This is a genomic window from Kribbella koreensis (assembly GCF_039525325.1).
Classification (GTDB): Bacteria; Actinomycetota; Actinomycetes; order Propionibacteriales; family Kribbellaceae; genus Kribbella; species Kribbella koreensis.
Window position 1 is genome coordinate 183854 of record NZ_BAAAHK010000003.1, and the last position, 20476, is coordinate 204329.

Genomic DNA, 20476 nt, shown 5'->3' on the forward strand with positions numbered 1-20476 from the left:
ATGAGATTTCCTGTCCTGATGGTCGGCGCCCTGGTAGCGGCGGGGCTGGTGGTTCCGGTGACAGTAGGACAGGCCGCCGCCGATCCCGCGAGCACCGAAAGCGTCAACCTCGCGCTGGTGCCGGGGGCGGTCGCCTCGGCCAAGTCCCAACGGATGACAGCGCCCGCGGCGACCTACGCGCCGGCCAATGCGGTCGACGTGTTCGTGCACAACGGGTGGACGTCGAACTACGGGTCGGTCGGTGGTGGGTACGACCCGGCTCAGGACTGGTTCCAGGTCAAGCTGGCTACGCCTGCGCCGGTCTACGAGGTCTTCAGCCGGTGGACCTCGCCAGCCAAGCCGTCGCAGTACGAGCTGCAGGTCTCGACGGACGGCGACTGCCAGACCTGGACGACGGTCAAGCAGGTGGCGAATCCAGCGGACAAGGACTCGCAGGTGATCGACCAGCAGGATCCGGTCTCGTGTGTCCGGATGCAGGCGCTGGCCACGACGTCCACCGTCGGGTACACGCTGAACGAGTTCGAGCTCTGGTCCGGGCCCAAGCCGGCGCCGGTGGTCGGGCAGATCATTCCCGTACCGGTGAAGCAGTCGGCCGGTTCAGGTCCGGCCTGGGAGCTCACCGGCAAGTCCCGGATCGTCATTTCCAGCGCCGGTCTCGCCGCGACGGCTGAGGTGCTCGCCGGGTACCTGCGGCCGGCGACCGGGTTCGTGCTTCCCGTGGTGACCGGTTCGGCTACGGCGGCCGACATCGCGTTGAGCACTGGGGCGGTACCGGATCTCCCAGCGGACAAGGCGGCCGAGGGGTACTCTCTCACTGCATCCAGCGCTGGCGTGAAGATCGTCGCCCCGCAGCCACACGGACTGTTCAACGGCTTCGTGAGTCTTCGCCAGCTGTTGCCAGCGGCAATCAATTCGCCGGCTACCGGCGCCGGACCGTGGACGGTCCAGCCCATCACAGTGCTGGACTACCCGCGGTACGAGCATCGAGGACTGCAGCTCGACCCCGCCCGCAATTTCCTGTCCGTGGCGGAGATCCGGTCCATGATCGACCAGCTCGCGGCGTTGAAGGGCAACCGGCTGCATCTGCACCTGAGCGACTCCCAGTCCTGGCGCCTGGAGATCAAGGGCTACCCGGCCCTCGACGGCACCGGCTGCAACGGAACGGGGTGTATCGCCGGTTTCTACACGCAAGAGGACTTCAAGGGCCTGGTCGAGTACGCCGCCGACCGCTTCATCGAGATCGTCCCTGAGCTCGAAGGCCCGGCCCACGCCAACGCGGCGGTCAGGTCACTGGGCGGCGTCGCGGTCATGGGCTGCCAGGGCCAGACCCAGCTCGACCGCTTCTGCACCAACCCGAACGACCCGGCCAGCCAGCGGGCGCTCGCATTCTGGCGGGACGCGATCGCGCAGCTCGCCGCCATCTCCCCCGCCCCGATCATCCACATCGGCGGCGACGAGGCCATCGGGATGCCCCACGAGGACTACAAGTGGTGGATCGGCCAGATGGAGACCATCGTCGACAACGCCGGCAAACGGCTGATGGGCTGGAACCCCGCGATCGAGGGCTACGCACCCGGCTCCAACTCCATCAACCACTACTGGTCGGACTACACCGGCGGCGGTCCCCCGCTGATCAAGCCGGAGTGGTTCAACCAGGGCCGCCAGGTCATCACGACACCGGAATGGAACGCCTACCTCGACTTCGGGTACGACGGATCGCCCGGCCGCACGCCGCGGACGGAACTCGACAAGTCCTACTCGTGGGACCCCGAGTGGGTGTGGGAGAAGTACCGCAACGTCTGGGCGCAACCGGCGTACGGCGGACCGAAGGCGGCCGACATCATCGGCATCGAGGCGCCCATCTGGGGCGAGCAGATGCGCGGCCTGGCCAACAACGAGTACATGGTCTTCCCGCGGCTGGCCGGCATTCTCGAGAAGGCCTGGTCGCCCAAGGTGCTCACCCAGGACTACGACGCGTACCGCCAGCGGTTGAGCGTCGCCGGTCCGCGATGGGCGTTCGCCAACGTGAACTACGGAACCATCGCGCAGGTCGCCTGGAGTCCCGAGGCGATGGGCACGACCACCCGCTTCGGCGTGGACAGGACGCTCAGCAACGCAACTCTCGGACGCCTGGCCGCCGGCTCGATCCCACCGGGTGAGTTCACCGCCACGATCGATTGGGGCGACGGGTCCGCCGCGGAGCCCGGCGCCATCACAGCACGCGACTACCTCGCGAGCCAACGGCAGGGCCGAAGCCTGATGACCGTCAGCGGCAGCCACATCTACCCGACCGACGGCATCTACCACGGCACAGTCACCTACACCCGCCTCGGCCAGACCTGGGTCGTACCGTTCGTCGCCACCGGCGTACCAGCCTGTACGACGATGCTCTCCGGAACCCACAACGGCCCACTGAAGATCGCCTCAGGAATCGCCTGCTTCGACGACGCAACCGTCTCCGGACCCGTCACCGTCTCCGCCGGCGCCGGCCTCTACGCATCCGGCTCCGAATTCCGCGGCCCGGTCACAGTCTCCGGAGCAACCAACGTCCTACTCTGCGGCACCACTGTCTCCGGCCCGGTCACCATCACCGGCGCAACCCGCGTCTGGCTGGGCAATGGCGAATGCGCCCCCACCAAGGTCAGCGGCCCGGTGAAGGTCACCGGCACGGCAGGCCAAGTGACCATCGACCACGCCACCATCGGCGGCCCGCTGGTGGTACAGAACAACACCGGTCCAACGCTTGTCTCCGGTAACCAGATCAGCGGCCCACTGTCCTGCTCAGGCAACTCCCCCGCGCCCACCAACGCGGGCCAACCCAACACGACCGGAGGCCCGAAGTCGGGCCAGTGCACCGGCCTCTGACAACTGGTGGCGACCCGCCGTCGCCGTAGGCTGCCGGGATGGAGATCCCGGCAGCCTTCCACGACCTGCTGAGTTCGACCGCGGTCGCCTTCGTATCAACCCTGGGCAAGCACGGCGAACCGCAGACGACACCGCTGTGGTTCCTCTGGGACGGAGACGCCGTCCGCATCAGCCTGGTCGAAGGACGGCAGAAGCTGCGGAACCTGCGCCGCGATCCACGGATCACCCTGGTCGTCGTCGATCCGGCCCGACCGACCTACTACATAGAGCTGCGTGGCACGATCGGTGACCTCACACCGGATCCCGACTGCTCGCTGGAACGCGCGATCGCGACCAAGTACACCGGATCCTGGGAAGACATCGAACCGCCCGGCACCCCGCGCTACGCGACCACCATCGAGCCGCTGAAGCTCACCAGCCAGCTTGGTGTCTGACTGGTCAGCGGGGGCTGGTGAGGCGGTGGTAGGTGTCGGTCCAGTGGAGTTCGCGCTGGAAGGCACGGACGGTGGTCGAGGCGTCGATGACGGCTAGTTCGACGGACAGCAGGTCGGCGAAGTCCTCGTAGACCTCGCGGTCGAGAGCCGTCGTCAGGACCGTGTGGTGGGGTGCGCCGGCCACCAGCCACGACTCGGCCGAGGTGGCCAGTGACGGCTCCGGCTTCCAGACCGCGCAGGCGACCGGGAGCTGCGGAAGATCCTCATCGGGTTCCACCACCTGTACTAGGTTCGCCGTGAGGCGGAAGCGGCTGCCCAGATCGGACAGCCCGACCACGACCCCGGCGCCGGGATCCGCAGTGAAGCGCAACCGGACCGGGTCCTCGCGGCCGCCGATGGAGAGCGGGTGGATCTCCAGCGCCGGCCTGGCCGTCGTGAGCGAAGGGCACACCTCGAGCATGTGCGCGCCGAGGATCTTCTCCTCCCCCGGCACCAGGTGATACGTGTAGTCCTCCATGAACGACGTGCCACCGGGCAGCCCAGCAGCCATCGCCTTGCTGGCCCGCAACAGCACCGAGGTCTTCCAGTCGCCCTCGCCGCCGAAGCCGTAGCCGTCGGCCATCAATCGCTGCACCGCCAGGCCGGGCAGCTGCCGCAGTCCGCCCAGATCCTCGAAGTTCGACGTGAACGCACCGAAGCCACCGTTGGTCAGGAACGAGCGAAGGCCCAGCTCGATCCGGGCGCCGTACCGCAGCGACTCGTGCCGGTCGCCACCGGGCAGCAACTCGGGCGCGACCGCATAGGCATCGCCGTACTCCTCCACCAGCGCGGTGATCTCGGCATCGGCGATCTCGTCGACCGCGGCGACGAGATCGTTGACGCCGTACGTGTTGACCGAGACCCCGAACCTCAACTGCGCCTCGACCTTGTCCCCTTCGGTGACGGCGACATCGCGCATGTTGTCGCCGAACCGGGCGACCTTGAGCGACCGGAGTTCCGCGGCCCCGATCGACGCCCGGACCCACTGCCCGACCCGGTGCTGGACCGATGGCGACTCGACATGCCCGGCGACGGTCTTGCGCGGTACGCCCAGCCGGGACTGGATATAGCCGAACTCCCGATCCCCGTGGGCAGCCTGGTTGAGGTTCATGAAGTCCATGTCGATCGTCGACCAGGGCAGCGCGACGTTGGCCTGCGTGTGCAGGTGCAGCAGCGGTTTGCGCAGCGCGTCGAGTCCGGAGATCCACATCTTGGCCGGCGAGAAGGTGTGCATCCAGGCGATCACGCCGACGCACTCCGGCGTACTGTTTGCCTCCAGCAACTGTCGGCGGATCGCGTCCGCGTCCATCAGCACCGGCTTCCAGACGATCTGGGCCGGCAGGTCCGCTTCGGCGAGCCGCTTGGCCACCGCCTGGGACTGTTCGGCGACCTGCTGGAGCGTGCCAGGTCCGTACAGGCTCTGACTGCCGGTGAGGAACCACACCTCTTGAGGCGGCTGGCTGTTGTTCACGAAGCTGTGGTCCTTCCAGGGAGTTGTCATCGTTGCCCGTAGACGTTCTGGTAGCGGTCGAAGAGGCGGTCGACCGAGGCCTGCTCGATCGGGACCGGCCGGCCGAGCTGCTGGGCCAGATGCACGGTCCGGGCGACGTCCTCGCACATCACCGCCGCCTTGACGGCCGACTCGGCGGTCGGCCCGATGCTGAACACCCCGTGGTTCTGCATCAGGACGGCGGGCGAGCGGGAGCCGCGCAGCGTCTCGACGATGCCGCGGCCGATCGAGTCGTCGCCGATCATGGCGAACGGCCCGACCGGGATCGGGCCGCCGAACTCGTCCGCGCACATCGTCGTGACGCAAGGGATCGGCTCCGCGCGCGCGGCCCAGGCGACGGCGTACGGCGAGTGTGTGTGCACCACCCCGCCGACCTCCGGCATCTTCCGGTACACGTAAGCCTGCGCCTCGGTGTCGGACGACGGCGCGTGTTCACCCTCGACGACCCGGCCGTCGAGATCGCAGACCACCATGTTCTCGGGGGTCAGCTCGGCGTAGTGGACTCCACTCGGCTTGATCACCATCAAGTCGTGGCCGGGCACCCGGGCCGACACGTTGCCCGCTGTCCACACCACCAGCCCGTACGCCGGCAGGTGCGCGTGCAACGCGGACACCTCCGCCCGCAAGCGGGTGAGAGTGCCGGCGACCTCCGCGACAACACTCACCGGCTCGCCTCCTTCGACTGAGCGGCGATCGCAGTACGCCGGATGGACTTCAGGTTCCGCATCAGCCGGGTATGCCGGCCGAAGTACTCGTGCAGTTCGAGGTAGACGCCGAACAGTTCGTCGTAGGCACGGGCACGCTGCTCGTCCGGGAGATGGACCCCGCGCCTGACCTTGCCCATGCTCCGGGCCGCCGTCGGCACATCGGGATAGGCGCCGGCGGCGACAGCGGCATGGATCGCCGAGCCCAGCGCCGGCCCCTGCTCGGAGTCGATGATCGAGAGCGGCAGCCTGGTGACATCGGCGTAGATCTGCATCAGCAGGGCGTTCTTCGCCAGTCCACCGGCGATCACCAGCTCCCGCACCGGTACGCCGTTGCCGGCAAAGGTTTCGACGATGACGCGAGTACCGAACGCCGTCGCCTCGAGCAGGGCGCGATACCCGTCTTCCGGCCGGGTCGCCAGCGTCTGGCCGACGATCAAGCCGGACAGCTCGTGGTCGACCAGCACCGAGCGGTTGCCGCTGTGCCAGTCGAGGGCGACCAGGCCGTGCTCGGCGATCGCCTGATCGGCCGCGAGTCTGGTGAGGTGTTCGTGCAGCGTCTCGCCCGCGGCGGCCGCGGCCTCGTGGTACGAGGGTGGCACTGCGGTGTCGACGTACCAGCCGAAGATGTCGCCCACACCGCTCTGGCCTGCTTCATAGCCCCAGCTGCCGGCGATGATCCCGCCATCGACGACGCCACACATGCCCGGTACTTCGTGCAGCTCGTCCGCGTTCATCACGTGGCAGGTCGAGGTGCCCATGATGGCGACCATCTGGCCCGCATCGACTGCCTGGGCGGCTGGTGCGGTGACGTGCGCGTCCACGTTCCCGACGGCGACCGCGATGCCCTCGGGCAGACCGGTCCACTCCGCCGCCTCGGCGGTCAGCCGACCGGCCACCGAGCCGAGCCGGCCGATCTCCTGGTCCAGCTTGCCGGCGACGAATCCCCCGAAACCGGGAGCAAGGAGGTCGAGAAACTCGGCCGACGGATACTCGCCGTCCTGCCGGATCCCCTTGTAGCCAGCGGTGCAGGCGTTGCGGACATACCGTCCACACAACTGCCAGACGATCCAGTCGGCCGCTTCGACCCACCGCTCCATCTTGTCGTAGAGCGGGCGGTCCTCCTCGAACAGCTGCAGGCCCTTGGCGAACTCCCACTCCGACGAGATCAGCCCGCCGTAGCGCGGTAGCCAGTCCTCGCCGCGTTCGCGGGCGAGCTCGTTGATGCGGTCGGCCTGCGGCTGCGCGGCATGGTGTTTCCACAGCTTGACGTACGCATGCGGCCGGTCCGCCAGCCCGTCCACCTCGTTCAGCGGCGTCCCGTCGGCCAGGCACGGCACCATCGTGCAGGCGGTGAAGTCGGTCGCGATGCCGATCACGTGGGCGGGGTCGATTCCGGCCCGCTCGACCGCAGCGGGTACGGCAGTCCGGAGTACGTCGCGGTAGTCGTCGGGGACCTGCAGTGCCCAGTCCGGTGGCAGCCGCTGGCCGGTCTTGGGGAGCTGGTCGTCGATCACGGCATGGGAGTACTCATGCACCCCTGTACCGAGCTCGGCGCCATCGGACACCCGGACCACGACCGCGCGCCCGGACAGCGTGCCGAAGTCCACCCCGACCACGTAGCGCTCAGAATTCTCCGTCACAGCGAAATTGTGAGCGTTAACATTCATTCGTGTCAAGAATGGCGATCAGCCTTCTCAGATTGTCGTGTTAGCGCTCACCCGGAGCACGCGCGGAGTCACGCAGCACCAGGTCGGGACGGATCAGCTGGGTCGACGGATCGGTCTCCCCGTCCAGTGCTCGAAGGGTCAGCTCGACCGCCCGCCGGCCGAGCAGCGAGAACTCCTGATCGATCGTTGTCAGGGCCGGCCAGAGGTACCGCGCCTCGGGCACGTTGTCGAAGCCGACGACGCTGATCTCGCCGGGGATGTCGCGTCCCTTCTCGTGCAGCGCGTACATCAGCCCCATCGCCATCGCGTCGTTGGCCACGAAGACCGCTGTCACGTCCGGATCCTCGGCGATCCGCAAACCGGCCTGATAGCCGCTCCCGGGCGACCAGTCGCCGGCCAGCTCCGGTCCCGGCAGAACATGGCGATCCTCGTGCGCCCGCTGCCAGCCGGTACGCCGTTGACCGGCCTCCACCCACTCCAGCGGGCCGGTGACATGAGCGACGTGCCGGTGCCCCAGGTCGAGCAGATGCTCCACCGCGATCCGGGCGCCCATTTCCTGGTCGATGCCTACCGCCATCCGCTGGCCTTCGGTCACCCCTTGGACGACGATGATCGGGACGGGGGCGTCCAGCGACTCCACTTGCTGCAGCGCCTCGCGGTGGGCGACAGCGACCACGATCGCCTCGACCGCCTCGTCGAGCAGGCGATCCAGCGCGTTGCGCAGCGACTGCACCGAGAAGTCCTCGACGGCGACCAGCGATACGTCGTACCCGGCCTTGTGACCGGCATCCTGCACCGACACCGCGATCATGCTCGGCCCGTGCAGCACCAGGTGAGCCGAGATCATCCCGATCCGGTGCGACCTGTTCGTCACCAGCAGCCTGGCCGCGTTGTTGCGCCGGTAGCCGAGCTCGGCGATCGCGGCCAGCACGCGGGTCCGGGTCTCGGGCCGGACCAGCTCCGAACCGTTCAGCACCCGGGAGACGGTCTGGTGCGAGACCCCGGCCGCGGCCGCCACGTCCGCCATGCTCGGCGCCCGGCCATGAGCCCCACTCTGTCCCGTTCCCGCACTCACCATGGGGAAATAGTAAGGAGGTGCGGCGGGCCGCCCGAATCAGCGGGCGGCACCGGCGCGGCGTTTGTTGTAGATGTCGAAGGCAACGGCGAGCAGCAGTACCAGCCCCTTCACGACCGATTGGGTCGACTGGTCGATCCCCATCAGCTGCATCCCGTTGCTCATCACCGCCATGATCAGGCCACCCACCATCGCCCCGACGACGGTGCCGACGCCGCCGGCGACCGCCGCGCCGCCGATGAAGGCCGCCGCGATCGCGTCCAGCTCGAACATGTTGCCGGCCGCCGGCTGGGCGCCGTTGGACCGCGACGAGTAGATGACACCGGCCACCCCGGCCAGGAAGCCCATGTTGACGAAGATCCAGAAGTTGACCTTGCGCACCTTGACCCCGGACAGCATCGCCGCCGACAGGTTGCCGCCGATCGCGTACACCTGCCGGCCGAGCACGGTGTTCTTCGTCATCAGCCCGTAGACGATCACCAGGACGGCCAGCACGATCAACACGATCGGCAGGCCGCGGGCGTGGGCCAGTTGCCAGCCGAAGTACATGACGACCGCCGCGACCACCAGCACCCGGGCGACGAACAACGGGAAGGACTCGACCGGCTGCTCGTACCGGATCCGCGCCAGCCTGGTACGGAACACGCTGACCGCATACCCGGCGACCGCGAGCGCGGCGACGAGCAGCGTGAACGCGTCGTAGCCCTGGCCGCCGATCAGGCCGTTCAGGAAGCCGCTGGCGACCTTCTGGTACTCCGCCGGGAACGGGGACAACGAGACGTTGTCCAGCACCTGCAGGGTCAGGCCGCGGAACAGCAACATGCCCGCCAGCGTCACGATGAACGCGGGCATCCCGACGTACGCGACCCAGAAGCCGTGCCAGGCGCCGACCGCCGTACCGACGGCCACGGCCGCCACGACACCGATCCACCAGGGTTGCCCGTGCTGGATCACCAGCACGGCCGATACCCCACCGGTCAGCGCCACGATCGACCCGACCGACAGGTCGATGTGGCCGGCGATGATCAGGATGACCATGCCGATCGCGAGCACCAGGATGTAGGAGTACTGCAGCACGATGTTGGTGATGTTGCCCGGACTGAGCAGCACGCCGTCGGTCAGGAAGGCGAACAGCGCCACGATCACGACGAAGGCGATGTAGATGCCGCTCTGCCGCAGGTTGCGGGTGATCAGCGTGCGCGGATCACTGGTACCGACGTGCAGCGCGGCGGCCGGGGCACTCTCCGCCGGCGTCGCCTCGACCGGTGCGGATGGTTTGGTACTAGTCATCCGGCGAGCTCCTTCTCCCTCGTCATGAGCGCCATGAGACCCTCCTGGGTCGCTTCGCCGGCCGGCACCTCACCGGTGATCCGGCCGGCCGACAGTGTGTAGATCCGGTCGCACATCCCGAGCAGCTCCGGCAGTTCGGAGGAGATGACGACGACCGCCTTGCCGGCCGCCACCAGCCGGTTGATGATCGTGTAGATCTCGAACTTGGCGCCGACGTCGATGCCGCGGGTCGGCTCGTCGAGGATCAGCACGTCCGGGTCGGTGAACAGCCACTTCGACAGCACGACCTTCTGCTGGTTGCCGCCGGACAGCGTGCCGACCGGGTCCATCACGGTCCGGGTCTTGATGTTCATCTCCCGGCGGCCGTCCTCGGCGACCTTGATCTCCTCGTTGCCGTTGACCCAGCCGGCCCGGGACAGCTTGCCGAGCGCGGCGGCGGAGACGTTCACCCTGACGTCGGCGATCAGGTTCAGCCCGTACCGCTTGCGGTCCTCGGTGGCGTAGGCGATCCCGGCCCCGATCGCCTCGGCGACGGTTCGCGCCCGTACCTGCTTGCCGTGCATGAAGACGCGGCCGCTGATGTTGCGTCCGTACGACCGCCCGAAGATGCTCATCGCCAGCTCGGTCCGCCCCGCGCCCATCAGTCCGGCGATACCGACCACCTCACCGGCCCGCACGCTGAAGCCGGCCCCGTCGACGACCTTGCGCGGCTGGACCGGGTGCCACACCGTCCAGTCCTCGACCCGCAGTACCTCCTCGCCCGGCGTGGAGACCCGCTCGGGGTAGAAGGTCGCGATGTCGCGCCCGACCATGCCGCGGATGATCCGCTCCTGGGTGGCGTCCGCGGAGCCCATGTCGAATGTCTCGACCGTCCGTCCGTCCCGGATCACCGTGGTGGAATCGGCGATCGCGGTGATCTCGCTCAGCTTGTGCGAGATCATGATGCAGGTGATCCCCCGGTCCCGCAGCCGCCGGAGCAGATCGAGCAGGTGCGCCGAGTCGACGTCGTTGAGGGCGGCGGTCGGCTCGTCGAGGATCAGCAGCCGGACCTCCTTCGACAACGCCTTGGCGATCTCCACCAGCTGCTGCTTGCCGACGCCGAGCTCGCTCACCGGCGACACCGGGTTCTCGTCCAGGCCGACGGAGGCCAGCAGGTCGCCGGCCTCCGCGTTGGTCCGGTTCCAGTCGATGAAGCCGCCCCGGCCACGCCGTTCGTTGCCGAGAAAGATGTTCTCGGCGATCGACAGGTACGGAACCAGGGCCAGCTCCTGGTGGATGATGACGACGCCGACGGCTTCGCTGTCCCGGATGCCGTTGAACCGCACCGGCGTACCGTCGAGGACGATCTCGCCGTCGTAACTGCCGGTCGGGTAGACACCGGACAAGACCTTCATCAGGGTCGACTTGCCCGCTCCGTTCTCCCCGCAGATCGCGTGGATCTCCCCTCGCCGGACGGCGAGCGAGACGTCCTCGAGCGCCTTCACGCCCGGGAAGCTCTTGCTGATCCCGCGCATCTCCAGCAGTACGTCGCTCATCCCTCTCCTTTCCCGGTCAGCCGTCCGTCACTTGGCCTGACCGGCGGCCACCTCGGCGGCCGTGTAGTACTGGGAGTCGACGAGTGCCTTCTGGATGTCCGGCTTGAAGACCGTCTGGATCGGCAGCAGGTACGCCGGGACGACCTTGACGCCGTTGTCGTAGGACTTGGTGTCGTTGGCCTCCGGCGTCTTCTTCTGCAGGAACGCCTCCGCCGCGTTCACGGCCTGCTCGGCGAGCAGCCGGGTGTCCTTGAAGATGGTGGAGCTCTGGACTCCGTCGTTGATCAGCTTGACCGAAGCGATCTCGGCGTCCTGGCCGGTGATCGGCGGCACCGGGCCGGCCGTCTTGCCGTAGCCCGCGTTCTGCAGGGCGGTGATGATGCCGCGCGAGATGCCGTCGTACGGCGACAGCACGCCGCCGACCTTGCTGCCGTCGTTGTAGCTCGAGGTCAGCAGGTTCTCCATCCGCTTCTGCGCCGCCTCCTGCTGCCAGCGCAGGGTCGCGACCTGCTCGAGCTTGGTCTGCTTCGACTTGACGACCAGCGTTCCGTCGTCGAGGTACGGCTTGAGGGTGTCCATCGCGCCCTGGAAGAAGTAGTGGGTGTTGTTGTCGTCCAGGGAGCCGGCGAACAGCTCGATGTTGATCGGGCCGGCCTTGCTGGTCTTCGCGCCGTCCGCGCTCTCCAGCCCGAGGCCGCGCAGCAGCGCCTTGGCCTGGGCGACGCCGACCTTGTAGTTGTCGAAGCTGACGTAGAAGTCGACGTTCTGGCTGCCGCGGATCAACCGGTCGTAGGCGATCACCGGGATCTTCTTGTCGGCCGCGGCCTGCAGCTGGCTGCTCAGCGCGGTGCCGTCGATCGCGGCGATCACCAGGACGTCGGCGCCGCGGGTGATCAGCTGGTCGACCTGCTGGGACTGGGTCGGGATGTCGTCGTTCGCGTACTGCAGATCGACCTTGTAACCCTTCGCCTCGAGCTTCTCCTTCACCGCCTTGCCGTCGGCGATCCAGCGCTCGGAGGTCTGCGTCGGCATCGCCACCCCGATGGTCAGATCGGCCGGCTTCTGGCTGGCGGTGTCGGTGGACGCGCCGGCGCCCTCGCCACCGCACGCAGCCAGGCCGAGCACCAGCAGAGCACCACTGAGAGTGGCCATCAACTTCTTGTTCACGAACTCTCCCCTTCCGGGACAGGTCACTCCCGTAGCAACGGGGGTTGAGCGGAATGTTAGCGCTCACATATTGGCGCTGACCCGAGGCGCGGTCAAGACATCGACAGGTGGCTCCGTCGTCACGTTCTCGTAACGGCAGCAGCGAAACCTTTCGACCGCTCCGCTGCGGACCGACCGATGTCAGCGCTCACAGCGCAACCGCAGGAAAGCCACCCGGTCGGTGCTACCGGGCTGTCGCCGTCAGCGCTGTGGGAAGCAGGCGGCGACGGCCAGGGTGTCCACGAAGTCGTTCATCTCGTGGCCGGAATGGCCCTTCACCCACTGGAAGGCGACATCCCCGCGCTCGATCACCGATTCCACCAGGGGCTCCCACAGGTCCCTGTTGGCGACGGGCTTGTTCGCCGAGGTGAGCCAGCCTCGCTCGAGCCAACCGACGTGCCACCCGTCGCGGAAGCAGTTGACGACATAGGTCGAGTCCGAGACGACCAGCAGCGGACCGTCGTTCGCCCGCACGGCCTCGAGGGCGGCACGGATCTCCATCCGCTGGTTCGTCGAGTCGGCCTCGTGCCCGGCCGCGTACTCGGTCTTCGACAACGCCCAGGCCCAGCCCCCAGGTCCGGGGTTGCGCGAGCAGGCGCCGTCGGTGAACACGGACCGCGCCCCGACGGGGACCGCCATGTCGGCCGGACGAGGACGGCGGGTACGAGGTTTCACGGCAAGACCCTACCCGGCCGTCTCCGTCCGTCGAGCAGCCTGCTCAGCGAGTGATCGTCACCTCGGCGCCGGTCCGGGCGGACTCGTAGACGGCCGTCAGGATGCGGGCCATCTCGAGGCCGTGGGTGGCGGGCGCGTCGGCGGGGATCTCGCGGCGGCAGATCTGCAGGAAGTGGTCGATCTGGTTGGCGAAGGCGGTGGTGAAGTCGAAGCCGAGGGAGTCGATCTGCGGCTGGATGTGCACCAGGGTGTCGTGTTGCTCGGTGATCATCAGCAGCTCGGGCTCGATCTCCGCGCCGCCCTTGTCGCCGTGGATCTTCACGCTGGTGGAGTTGCGGGCGTGCAGCGAGTACGACGTGTCGACGTCGAGCACGGCCCCGTTCGCGAACCGGATCTGGGCCGTCGCGTAGTCCTCGACGTTGTTCACCCGGGTCGCCGACGCGGCGCGATACCGGGTCAGGTGCTGGATGTTGTCGCGGGCACCGAGCGGCGCGAAGGTCACGCCGGACGCCGATACCGCTTCCGGCTGTCCCATCAGGTACCAGCACAGGTCGATGATGTGGACGCCCAGGTCGATCAGCGGGCCACCACCGGAGATGTCGACGTCGCCGAACCAGCCGCCGGGATTGCCGGCCGCCCGGATGATCGAGGCCCGGGCAGCGTAGACGTCGCCGAGCTCGCCCTCGTCCAGGAATCGCTTCACCACCAGGGCATTCGGCGCATACCGGCGTACGTAGCCGATCTGCAGCGCCTGCCCGGTCTCCTTCGTCGCCTGGACCAGCGCCTCGGCCTCGGCCACCGTCACCGACATCGGCTTCTCGATCAGCACGTCCTTGCCCGACCGCAGCGCCGCCTCGGCGATCTTCGCGTGCAGGACATTCGGCACGCAGATGCTGACCGCGTCGATGTCCGCGTCGGACAGGATCTCCTCGACGACGTCGGTGACCTTCGGTACGCCGAACTCGTCCGCGCGCGCCTTGGCCCGCTCCCGGTCGAGGTCGCAGACGGCGACCAGCTCGGACTGCGGGTTCTGCTGGTACGAGATCAGGTGCTGGCCGGCGATCGCGCCCAGCCCGATCACTGCGATCCGGGTCGTCATGTCAGGCTCCAACCAGTTCGAGGATGTTCTTGAGCGAGCGTTCGATGGCGTGCGGAGTCGCCTCCAGGCCCTCGAACTCGAGGCTGACCGGCACGTCGGGCTTGGTCGCGACCACGGCCAGCAGACTGGCGAGGTCGACGTCGCCGTGGCCCGCGACCGTACCGAGCAGGTAGTCGCCGGCCAGCGTCTTCAGCCAGCCCTCACCCGGCGCCGTACGCCGGATGTGGAAGTCCTTCACGCCGATCGAAGCCGCGACGTCGATCAGCCCGGCCGCCGTCTTGCCCGGTACCTCGCCGACGCACAGCCCGTTGCCGAGATCCAGCGTGACCTTGAAGTTCGGCCGGTCGACCGCGTACACGAGCCGGGACAACCGCTCGCTGCCGTTCATGAAGAAGCCGTGGTTCTCGATCGTCGACACGATGCCCAGCTCCGCGGCGTGATCGGCGACCGCCTGGCAACCGATCACGACCTGCTCGAACGTCGACTCGAACTCGGCCTGGTCCTGCTCGCGCCAGGCCCACGGCGCGACGTCGTGCCGGAAGATCCGCGCGCCGAACCGGTGCGCGACATCGAGCTGCCGGCGCAGCCGATCGATCTGTTCACCGTCGGCCGTCCGCAGATCGCCACTGACGAGGTAGTTCACGATCGGTACGCCGATGTCGGCGGCGTGCGCGGCCGCCTTCCGGACGACCTCGTCGTTCTCCAGGTAGTAGTCACCGTCGACCGCGGCGACCTCCACATGCCCGGCGGGCGAGGCCGCGACCCAGTCCAGGACGGCGATCAGGTCCATCTCACCGCTGGCCATGAGCTTGCGGAAGCAGTACGAGCTAACTCCCAATTTCACTGGTGGTCCTCTCGACGTCGTCAGTGATCCCCGTCCACGGGCTCGGGTAGCCGTGGACGCCGTAAATGTCCGAACTGAATTGGTCGAACGCGTTGCCGGCCGCTCCCAGCACGACGGCCTCGCGGCCCAGCGCCGAGGCGACGAACGGCGGCCGTTCGGGGAAGAGCAACTCCTTGTCGACCGCCGCTTCCAGCGCCCGGATCAGTACGTCGCTGTCCGCGGCCGGCCCGCCCCGGACGACCAGCACCTCGGGGTCGACGACCAGCAGTACGGTGGCGATCCGCTGGGCGATCTGCGCGGAGAAGTCCTCGATCTCGGCGCGGGCGTCCGAGTCACCGGCTGCGGCGGCCTTCAGTACTGCCTCACCGGTCGGTCCTGACGTCCATACCAGCTGCCCGCGTCGTGCATTGCGGGTCCAGCGCATCTTGCGCTGGGCACCAAGCTCGCCTGCCATCCGGTGCCGTCCTTGCCGGATGACCCCGTTGAGGACGATCGAGACAGACAGCCGGGTACCGATCTGGAGGTAGACGACATCCTCGTACCCACGGCCGGCGCCACCCCGTTGCTCCGCCAGCGCCGCCAGCTTGATGTCGTTGTCAATGGCAACGGAACAGCCCAGCGCCCCAGCCAGCGTCTCGGCGATCGGCAGGCCAACCAGGTCAGGGATCGCAAGACACGCGCGCAGACTCCCGTCCGCCTCGACCACGCCCGGTAGTGCCACCCCAACCGCCCGCAGCCGCTCGATGTCGACCGATGCCTCCGCGACGACAGCGCGCACGGCCCGCTCGATCAACGCGACATCGGGATGCTGCTCCCCCATCAGCTCGACATAGGCAAGCCGCTCGCCGGCCAGGTCATACAGGACTCCACGGGCACCCCGCGGCCCGAGATCCACTCCGGCCACCAGCCCTGCCTCGCGAGCGAACCGGAACGCACGAGCAGGCCGCCCAGGTCCCGCGACCGCAGGACTCGCCGAAGTCACCAGCCGGGCATCAAGAAGATCGTCCAGCACAGCATGCACGGTCGGCCGCGACAATCCCGTCCCGGCACTGATCGCGCCAACCGTCTGCGCGTCATCGGTGGTGCTCAGGAACTGCAGACAGGCAACCTGATTGGCCGACCGCTCGACCTGGGCCGCCCCTCGAGCCCCACCGTCCATCGCCCCACCCTCCAGGTATCGCAACCACCTTTAATAAACACGGTATCAGAATAGTCGGGCCTCCGGGTCGGCTACGCCCGCCCGAGGGCTTGTAGGGCGGGCCAGGTGGGGGGATGCTGGTGGGCAACTTTTCCGGGGGTGGTGGAGTCATGGCTCAGCCAGACAGTGTTGTTCTCAGTGCGGATCATGGGTTGGGGACCGTTCGCACGATGCCGCAGTTCCGGGGGCATATCGCGCGGGGGCCGTTGAGTGACGCGCAGCGGCGGGTCGTGCTGGATCAGGCGGAGATTCTGATCGGTGAGGTTTATGCGCATCTGCCGCTCAAGCGGGCGATGCACGCGATCGATCCGCTGCAAGCGCTCCGGCTACTGCGGCATCGGCTGGCCGATCTCAGCGAGACCGAGTTCCATGTGCAGCTGCAGCGGATCTTCCTCGGGCTGCACGACCTGCACACCAACTACATCCTGCCGTCCAGGTACGCCGGCTTCGCGTTCCTCGGCATCTTCCTCGAACGCTGCGTCGACGACGGCCAGACGAAGTACCTGGTGACCAAGACGTTCGACCACATCGTCGGCGACCCGCAGCTCACCGCGGGCGTCGAGGTGACGCACTGGAACGGTACGCCGATCCAGCTCGCCGTCGAGGCCAACGCCGCCCGCGAGGCCGGCAGCAACAAAGCTGCCCAGCTCGCGCAAGGCCTGCAGAACATGACGTTGCGCTCGATCAACATGTCGCTGCCACCGGACGAGGACTGGATCGACGTCACCTACAAGGTCGGCGGGACGACCCACCAGACCCGCGTGCCCTGGCGGGTCTTCGAGTCCGCCACCGAAGTGACCACTCCCGGCACCCTGCCATCACTGCCCACCGGCGTCGGAGTCGCGGCTCACCACCTGGTCGGTATGGACCTCCGCACCGAATTGGCGCGGCGCGTGAAGCGCCGGCTGTTCGCTCCGGCCTCGCTCAGTGCGGCGCCAGTCGCCGCGAAGGCCCGCAAGCCGCGCGCCGCCGCTCCCCTGGCAGCCGGCCCAGTCCCGACCAACCGTCCCGACGAGCTCAAGGCCCGGATCGTCGACACCCCGAGCGGCACCTTCGGACACCTGCGGATCTTCACGTTCCACATGCAGGACCAGGACATCGAGGGCTTCCTGAATGAGGTCGCCCGGCTGCTCTCCCTGCTCCCGCCCGAGGGCCTGGTGCTCGATGTCCGCGGCAACGGTGGCGGCTACGTGATCGCGGCGGAGTACCTGTTGCAGTTCTTCAGCCCGGGCCGGATCACTCCGGAGCCGTTCCAGTTCGTGAGCACGCCTGGTACGACCGGGCTGTCCACGACGGTCCCCGACTATCAGGCCTGGAAGGCGTCGTTGGAGGAGTCGGTTAGTACAGGTTCGGCGTACTCGACCGCCCTGTCGCTCTATCCGGTCGATGTGGTCAACAGCACCGGGCAGCTCTATCAAGGACCGGTCGTGCTGGTGACGGACGCGCAGTGCTACAGCGCGTGCGACATCTTCGCCGCCGGTTTCCAGGACCACGAGATCGGGCCTGTACTCGGGGTCGAGGGCAACACCGGGGCGGGCGGCGCCAATGTCGTCACGCACGACGAGCTACGGACCGAGTGGACCGACGGTCAGCTCAAGCAACTCCCCAAGGGCGTGCAGATGCGGGTGGCGCTGCGCCGCTCGCTGCGGGTCGGCACCCGGATCGGGCAGCCGTTGGAGGACCTCGGCGTAGTACCGGACCAGCTCCACGAACTCACCAAGCGCGACCTCATCGAAGAGAACGCTGACCTGATGGCAGCGGCAGGCGTCCTGCTGGCTGAGCGGCAACCGCGGTTGCTGCGCTTCACCTCGGCCGCGGCCGGCGCCAAGAAGCGGAAACTCACCATTACGACGGGCTCCGTCACCAGCGTGGACGTGTACGTCAACGGCCGACCGGTCGCCACAAGTGCCACCACCGACGGCAGCATCCAGCTCACCGTCCCCGGCGCCGCCGGCGACGTCATCCGCATCGAAGGCTACGACGCCGGCAACCTCGTCGCCGCGAGCCAGCAGCAGGTCTGACGGCTCCGTCGCGGCGAGCCGGCAGCAAGTCTGACCAGGGCAGCGACTACCTAATGCTCAGGGCAATCTCGCTAGTGGCCGAGGAGCTTCATGGCGATGGCGGGGCTGAAGTCGCCGGCATCGGTGCCGACGCCGATGCCGCAGTCGCCGTCGGATTCGCCCGGCGGCTTGACCCAGAGCTGCAGGTCGAGGCCGGTGGCGCCGCCGGTGCGGGGCGTGACACCGACCCGCTCGCCGGTCGGATTGCACCAGTCGTCGCCGTTCAGGGGGTTGCCGTTGCGGCTGGTGTCGATGACGAAGTGCTTCGACGTCCCGAGGGCCGCGTTGACCGCGTTCGCGTAGCTGACATTGCGGGCCGTGGACTGGAAGTTCGACACGTTCAGCGAGAACCCACGGGCGTTGGCGACGCCGGCGGCCTTGAGCCACTTGGCCATCGTGCCGGCCGGTGTCCAGTCGTCGTGACCGGCATCCAGATACGTCCACGTATTCGGCGCCGAGGACCGTAGCTGGTCGACCGCATAGCTGAGCAGCGACAACCGGGTGGTCTGCGCCGACGAACTCAGGCAGTCCAACTGGGGCAACGCATCCGGTTCGAGAATGACGACGGCGGGATTCTTACCGATCGCCGCGGCCATCGAGTCGATCCACGACCGGTACGCCGAGGTGCTCGAAGCACCCTCACCGCCCCCGCAGCCACGCTGCGGAATGTGGTAGAAGACGAGCACCGGCAGCTTCCCCGCTCGCGCGGCCCCGGCCACGTACGCCCTGGCATCGGACACGTCCGCGCCATCACCGTTGAACCACCGGCCCAACGGGCGATCGGCGATCCCGGCCTTGATCGAGGCACTTCGCGAGTCACTGCTGTGCTCGCTGACCCAGTAGACCGGCTGGGACTGCGGGTCGACGTACAAGCCGTCGGTCTGCGAGAGCGGATCACCCTGCTCTGGAACCACAACCGGCTTGACGGTTGGCGTGCTGGCGGCCTTCTTGGCCGAGGGCTTCGTCGTGGTCTTCGCCGAGGGCTTCACCGACGAGGGGCTGGACGGCTTCCGCACCGGCAGGGTCGCCGGTTTGGCGGACTGACTGACCGGCGGACTGCTGGCCGGAGGCTTCGCACTCGCTCCGATGGGGCCCTGGTCTGCCATCTCATTCACCGAGGTACCGGTCGGCTTCGCTCCTGCGGAAGGGTCCGAGTCACCGCGTCTCGCCAGTGCCACCGTCGTTCCCGCGGCGGCGATCGCGCAGGCCGCGGCCAGCGCGACCACAACCCTGGACCGCCGCATATCTGGCAGCCGCATCTCAACTCCAAGCTCGATTCACGCGGCTTTCCCCGCGACAGCGACGGACACTAGCTGATAACGGCCAGATAACAAACCCTTCGAAGGCGCTGTGCCGGAGGGTTCGCAGGGCGCTGTGCCAGAGTGGTGGTGTGACTGAACTGGATGTGACTGCTGAACTCGGCCGGCTGCGGGGCACGATCGACAACATCGATGCCGCCTTGGTGCATCTGCTTGCCGAGCGGTTCAAGTGCACTCAGCAGGTGGGGGCACTGAAGGCCCGGAGTGGGTTGCCGGCGGCTGACAAGTCGCGGGAGGAACGGCAGATCACCCGGCTTCGGTCGCTGGCGACGGGCGCGGGGCTGGATCCGGTGTTCGCCGAGAAGTTCCTGAACTTCATCATCGCCGAGGTGATCCTGCACCACGAACGGATCGCCGAGGCGCACTGACCGCACGGATCCCTTCAGGAGAAGGGATCCGTGGTCCGGTCGAGTGGTCAGAGGGTGGCTTGGATGGCGATGCTCGCCGGGTTCGGGCAGAGGAAACCACCGCTCGACTTGGGCACGTCCTGTTCCGGGAACGTTGCGCTGCTCCCGGCGTACGTACCGGTCAGCGAGCCGGTGTAGCCGCAGCTGATTGGCTTGCTGACGGCAACCTTCAGGCTGAGGATCGCCGCGTCACCAGGGCCGAACGTCAGCGAGCCGGTCGCCGTACCGTCGGCGGCACACCCGTCGGCGATGTCGATGGACTGGATCTGGACCGAGGCCGGCGGCGGACCGCCGGCATACGTGAACGTGAAGGCACACGACTGTCCCTCGAACGTGATCGTGCCGGAGCCGGCGGCGTCGGCGTATGCCGGGGCGGCCCCGAGTCCGAGGAGCGAGGTGAGGATCAGGGCGGACAGAGCGGATCTGGGCAAGCGCATTGCGACCTCCAGAGTGGGGGGCGGTTGAGTCGCAGCAGCTGCTGGTTCAAACGCTAGCTTTGTTACCTCGTGGTAGTCAATCGGTTACGCCAGGTCAAAATGAAGAACT

General features: G+C 67.8%; 17 protein-coding genes. 4 read left to right on the top strand and 13 right to left on the bottom strand.

All coding sequences use genetic code 11. From position 1 onward, the window contains the following. Positions 1–2865, top strand: coding sequence for a family 20 glycosylhydrolase (locus tag ABD116_RS04795; RefSeq protein WP_343965189.1), 2865 nt, complete (start codon positions 1–3; stop codon positions 2863–2865). A 38-nt stretch (positions 2866–2903) separates the two neighbouring features. Then, complete coding sequence (locus ABD116_RS04800) at positions 2904–3299, top strand: PPOX class F420-dependent oxidoreductase (RefSeq protein ID WP_343965191.1); 396 nt, start codon at positions 2904–2906, stop codon at positions 3297–3299. Between the two features lie 4 nt (positions 3300–3303). Here the strand turns inward: ABD116_RS04800 and araA are convergent, their stop codons facing one another. The 11 genes from araA to ABD116_RS04855 form a co-directional block, all read right to left on the bottom strand. Next, on the bottom strand, positions 3304–4839 hold the full coding sequence (gene araA / locus ABD116_RS04805) for an L-arabinose isomerase (protein ID WP_343965193.1): 1536 nt from the start codon (positions 4837–4839) through the stop codon (positions 3304–3306). Next, a complete protein-coding gene (locus tag ABD116_RS04810; protein WP_343965195.1) occupies positions 4836–5513 on the bottom strand; it encodes an L-ribulose-5-phosphate 4-epimerase in 678 nt (225 codons plus the stop codon). The genes araA and ABD116_RS04810 overlap by 4 nt, the downstream gene beginning before the upstream one ends. Next, on the bottom strand, positions 5510–7195 hold the full coding sequence (gene araB / locus ABD116_RS04815) for a ribulokinase (RefSeq protein WP_343965197.1): 1686 nt from the start codon (positions 7193–7195) through the stop codon (positions 5510–5512). Before araB ends, ABD116_RS04810 begins: the two co-directional genes overlap by 4 nt. A 67-nt stretch (positions 7196–7262) precedes the next feature. Next, entirely contained in the window at positions 7263–8300 is a 1038-nt protein-coding gene (locus tag ABD116_RS04820; protein WP_343965199.1) for a LacI family DNA-binding transcriptional regulator, read from the bottom strand. Between the two features lie 36 nt (positions 8301–8336). Continuing rightward, a complete protein-coding gene (gene mmsB / locus ABD116_RS04825) occupies positions 8337–9587 on the bottom strand; it encodes a multiple monosaccharide ABC transporter permease (protein ID WP_343965200.1) in 1251 nt (416 codons plus the stop codon). Continuing rightward, entirely contained in the window at positions 9584–11122 is a 1539-nt protein-coding gene (gene mmsA, locus ABD116_RS04830) for a multiple monosaccharide ABC transporter ATP-binding protein (protein WP_343965201.1), read from the bottom strand. The genes mmsB and mmsA overlap by 4 nt, the downstream gene beginning before the upstream one ends. Positions 11123–11149: 27 nt before the next feature. Beyond that, a complete protein-coding gene (gene chvE, locus ABD116_RS04835; protein WP_343965203.1) occupies positions 11150–12289 on the bottom strand; it encodes a multiple monosaccharide ABC transporter substrate-binding protein in 1140 nt (379 codons plus the stop codon). 240 nt (positions 12290–12529) lie between these two features. After that, positions 12530–13003 (bottom strand): ribonuclease H family protein, encoded by a 474-nt coding sequence (locus tag ABD116_RS04840; protein WP_343965204.1) that lies wholly within the window; start codon positions 13001–13003, stop codon positions 12530–12532. 43 nt (positions 13004–13046) lie between these two features. Then, positions 13047–14102, bottom strand: coding sequence for a Gfo/Idh/MocA family protein (locus ABD116_RS04845; RefSeq protein WP_343965206.1), 1056 nt, complete (start codon positions 14100–14102; stop codon positions 13047–13049). A 1-nt stretch (position 14103) separates the two neighbouring features. Further along, positions 14104–14946 carry a sugar phosphate isomerase/epimerase family protein gene (locus ABD116_RS04850; protein WP_343965208.1) on the bottom strand — a complete coding sequence of 281 codons (843 nt, stop codon included), beginning with the start codon at positions 14944–14946 and terminating at the stop codon, positions 14104–14106. Next, on the bottom strand, positions 14930–16105 hold the full coding sequence (locus tag ABD116_RS04855) for an ROK family transcriptional regulator (protein ID WP_343965210.1): 1176 nt from the start codon (positions 16103–16105) through the stop codon (positions 14930–14932). Before ABD116_RS04855 ends, ABD116_RS04850 begins: the two co-directional genes overlap by 17 nt. A gap of 209 nt (positions 16106–16314) precedes the next feature. Here ABD116_RS04855 and ABD116_RS04860 point away from each other — a divergent pair, with 209 nt between their 5' ends. After that, the gene (locus tag ABD116_RS04860) at positions 16315–18165 is read left to right on the top strand and encodes a S41 family peptidase (protein ID WP_343965212.1); all 1851 of its coding nucleotides are present in this window, start codon (positions 16315–16317) and stop codon (positions 18163–18165) included. A 71-nt stretch (positions 18166–18236) separates the two neighbouring features. Here ABD116_RS04860 and ABD116_RS04865 read toward each other — a convergent pair whose 3' ends face one another. Further along, positions 18237–19463, bottom strand: coding sequence for a glycoside hydrolase family 6 protein (locus ABD116_RS04865; RefSeq protein ID WP_343965214.1), 1227 nt, complete (start codon positions 19461–19463; stop codon positions 18237–18239). 131 nt (positions 19464–19594) lie between these two features. Here ABD116_RS04865 and ABD116_RS04870 point away from each other — a divergent pair, with 131 nt between their 5' ends. After that, a complete protein-coding gene (locus ABD116_RS04870; protein ID WP_343965216.1) occupies positions 19595–19891 on the top strand; it encodes a chorismate mutase in 297 nt (98 codons plus the stop codon). A gap of 47 nt (positions 19892–19938) precedes the next feature. Here the strand turns inward: ABD116_RS04870 and ABD116_RS04875 are convergent, their stop codons facing one another. Next, positions 19939–20367 carry a hypothetical protein gene (locus tag ABD116_RS04875; RefSeq protein WP_343965218.1) on the bottom strand — a complete coding sequence of 143 codons (429 nt, stop codon included), beginning with the start codon at positions 20365–20367 and terminating at the stop codon, positions 19939–19941. Positions 20368–20476 lie beyond the last annotated feature (109 nt).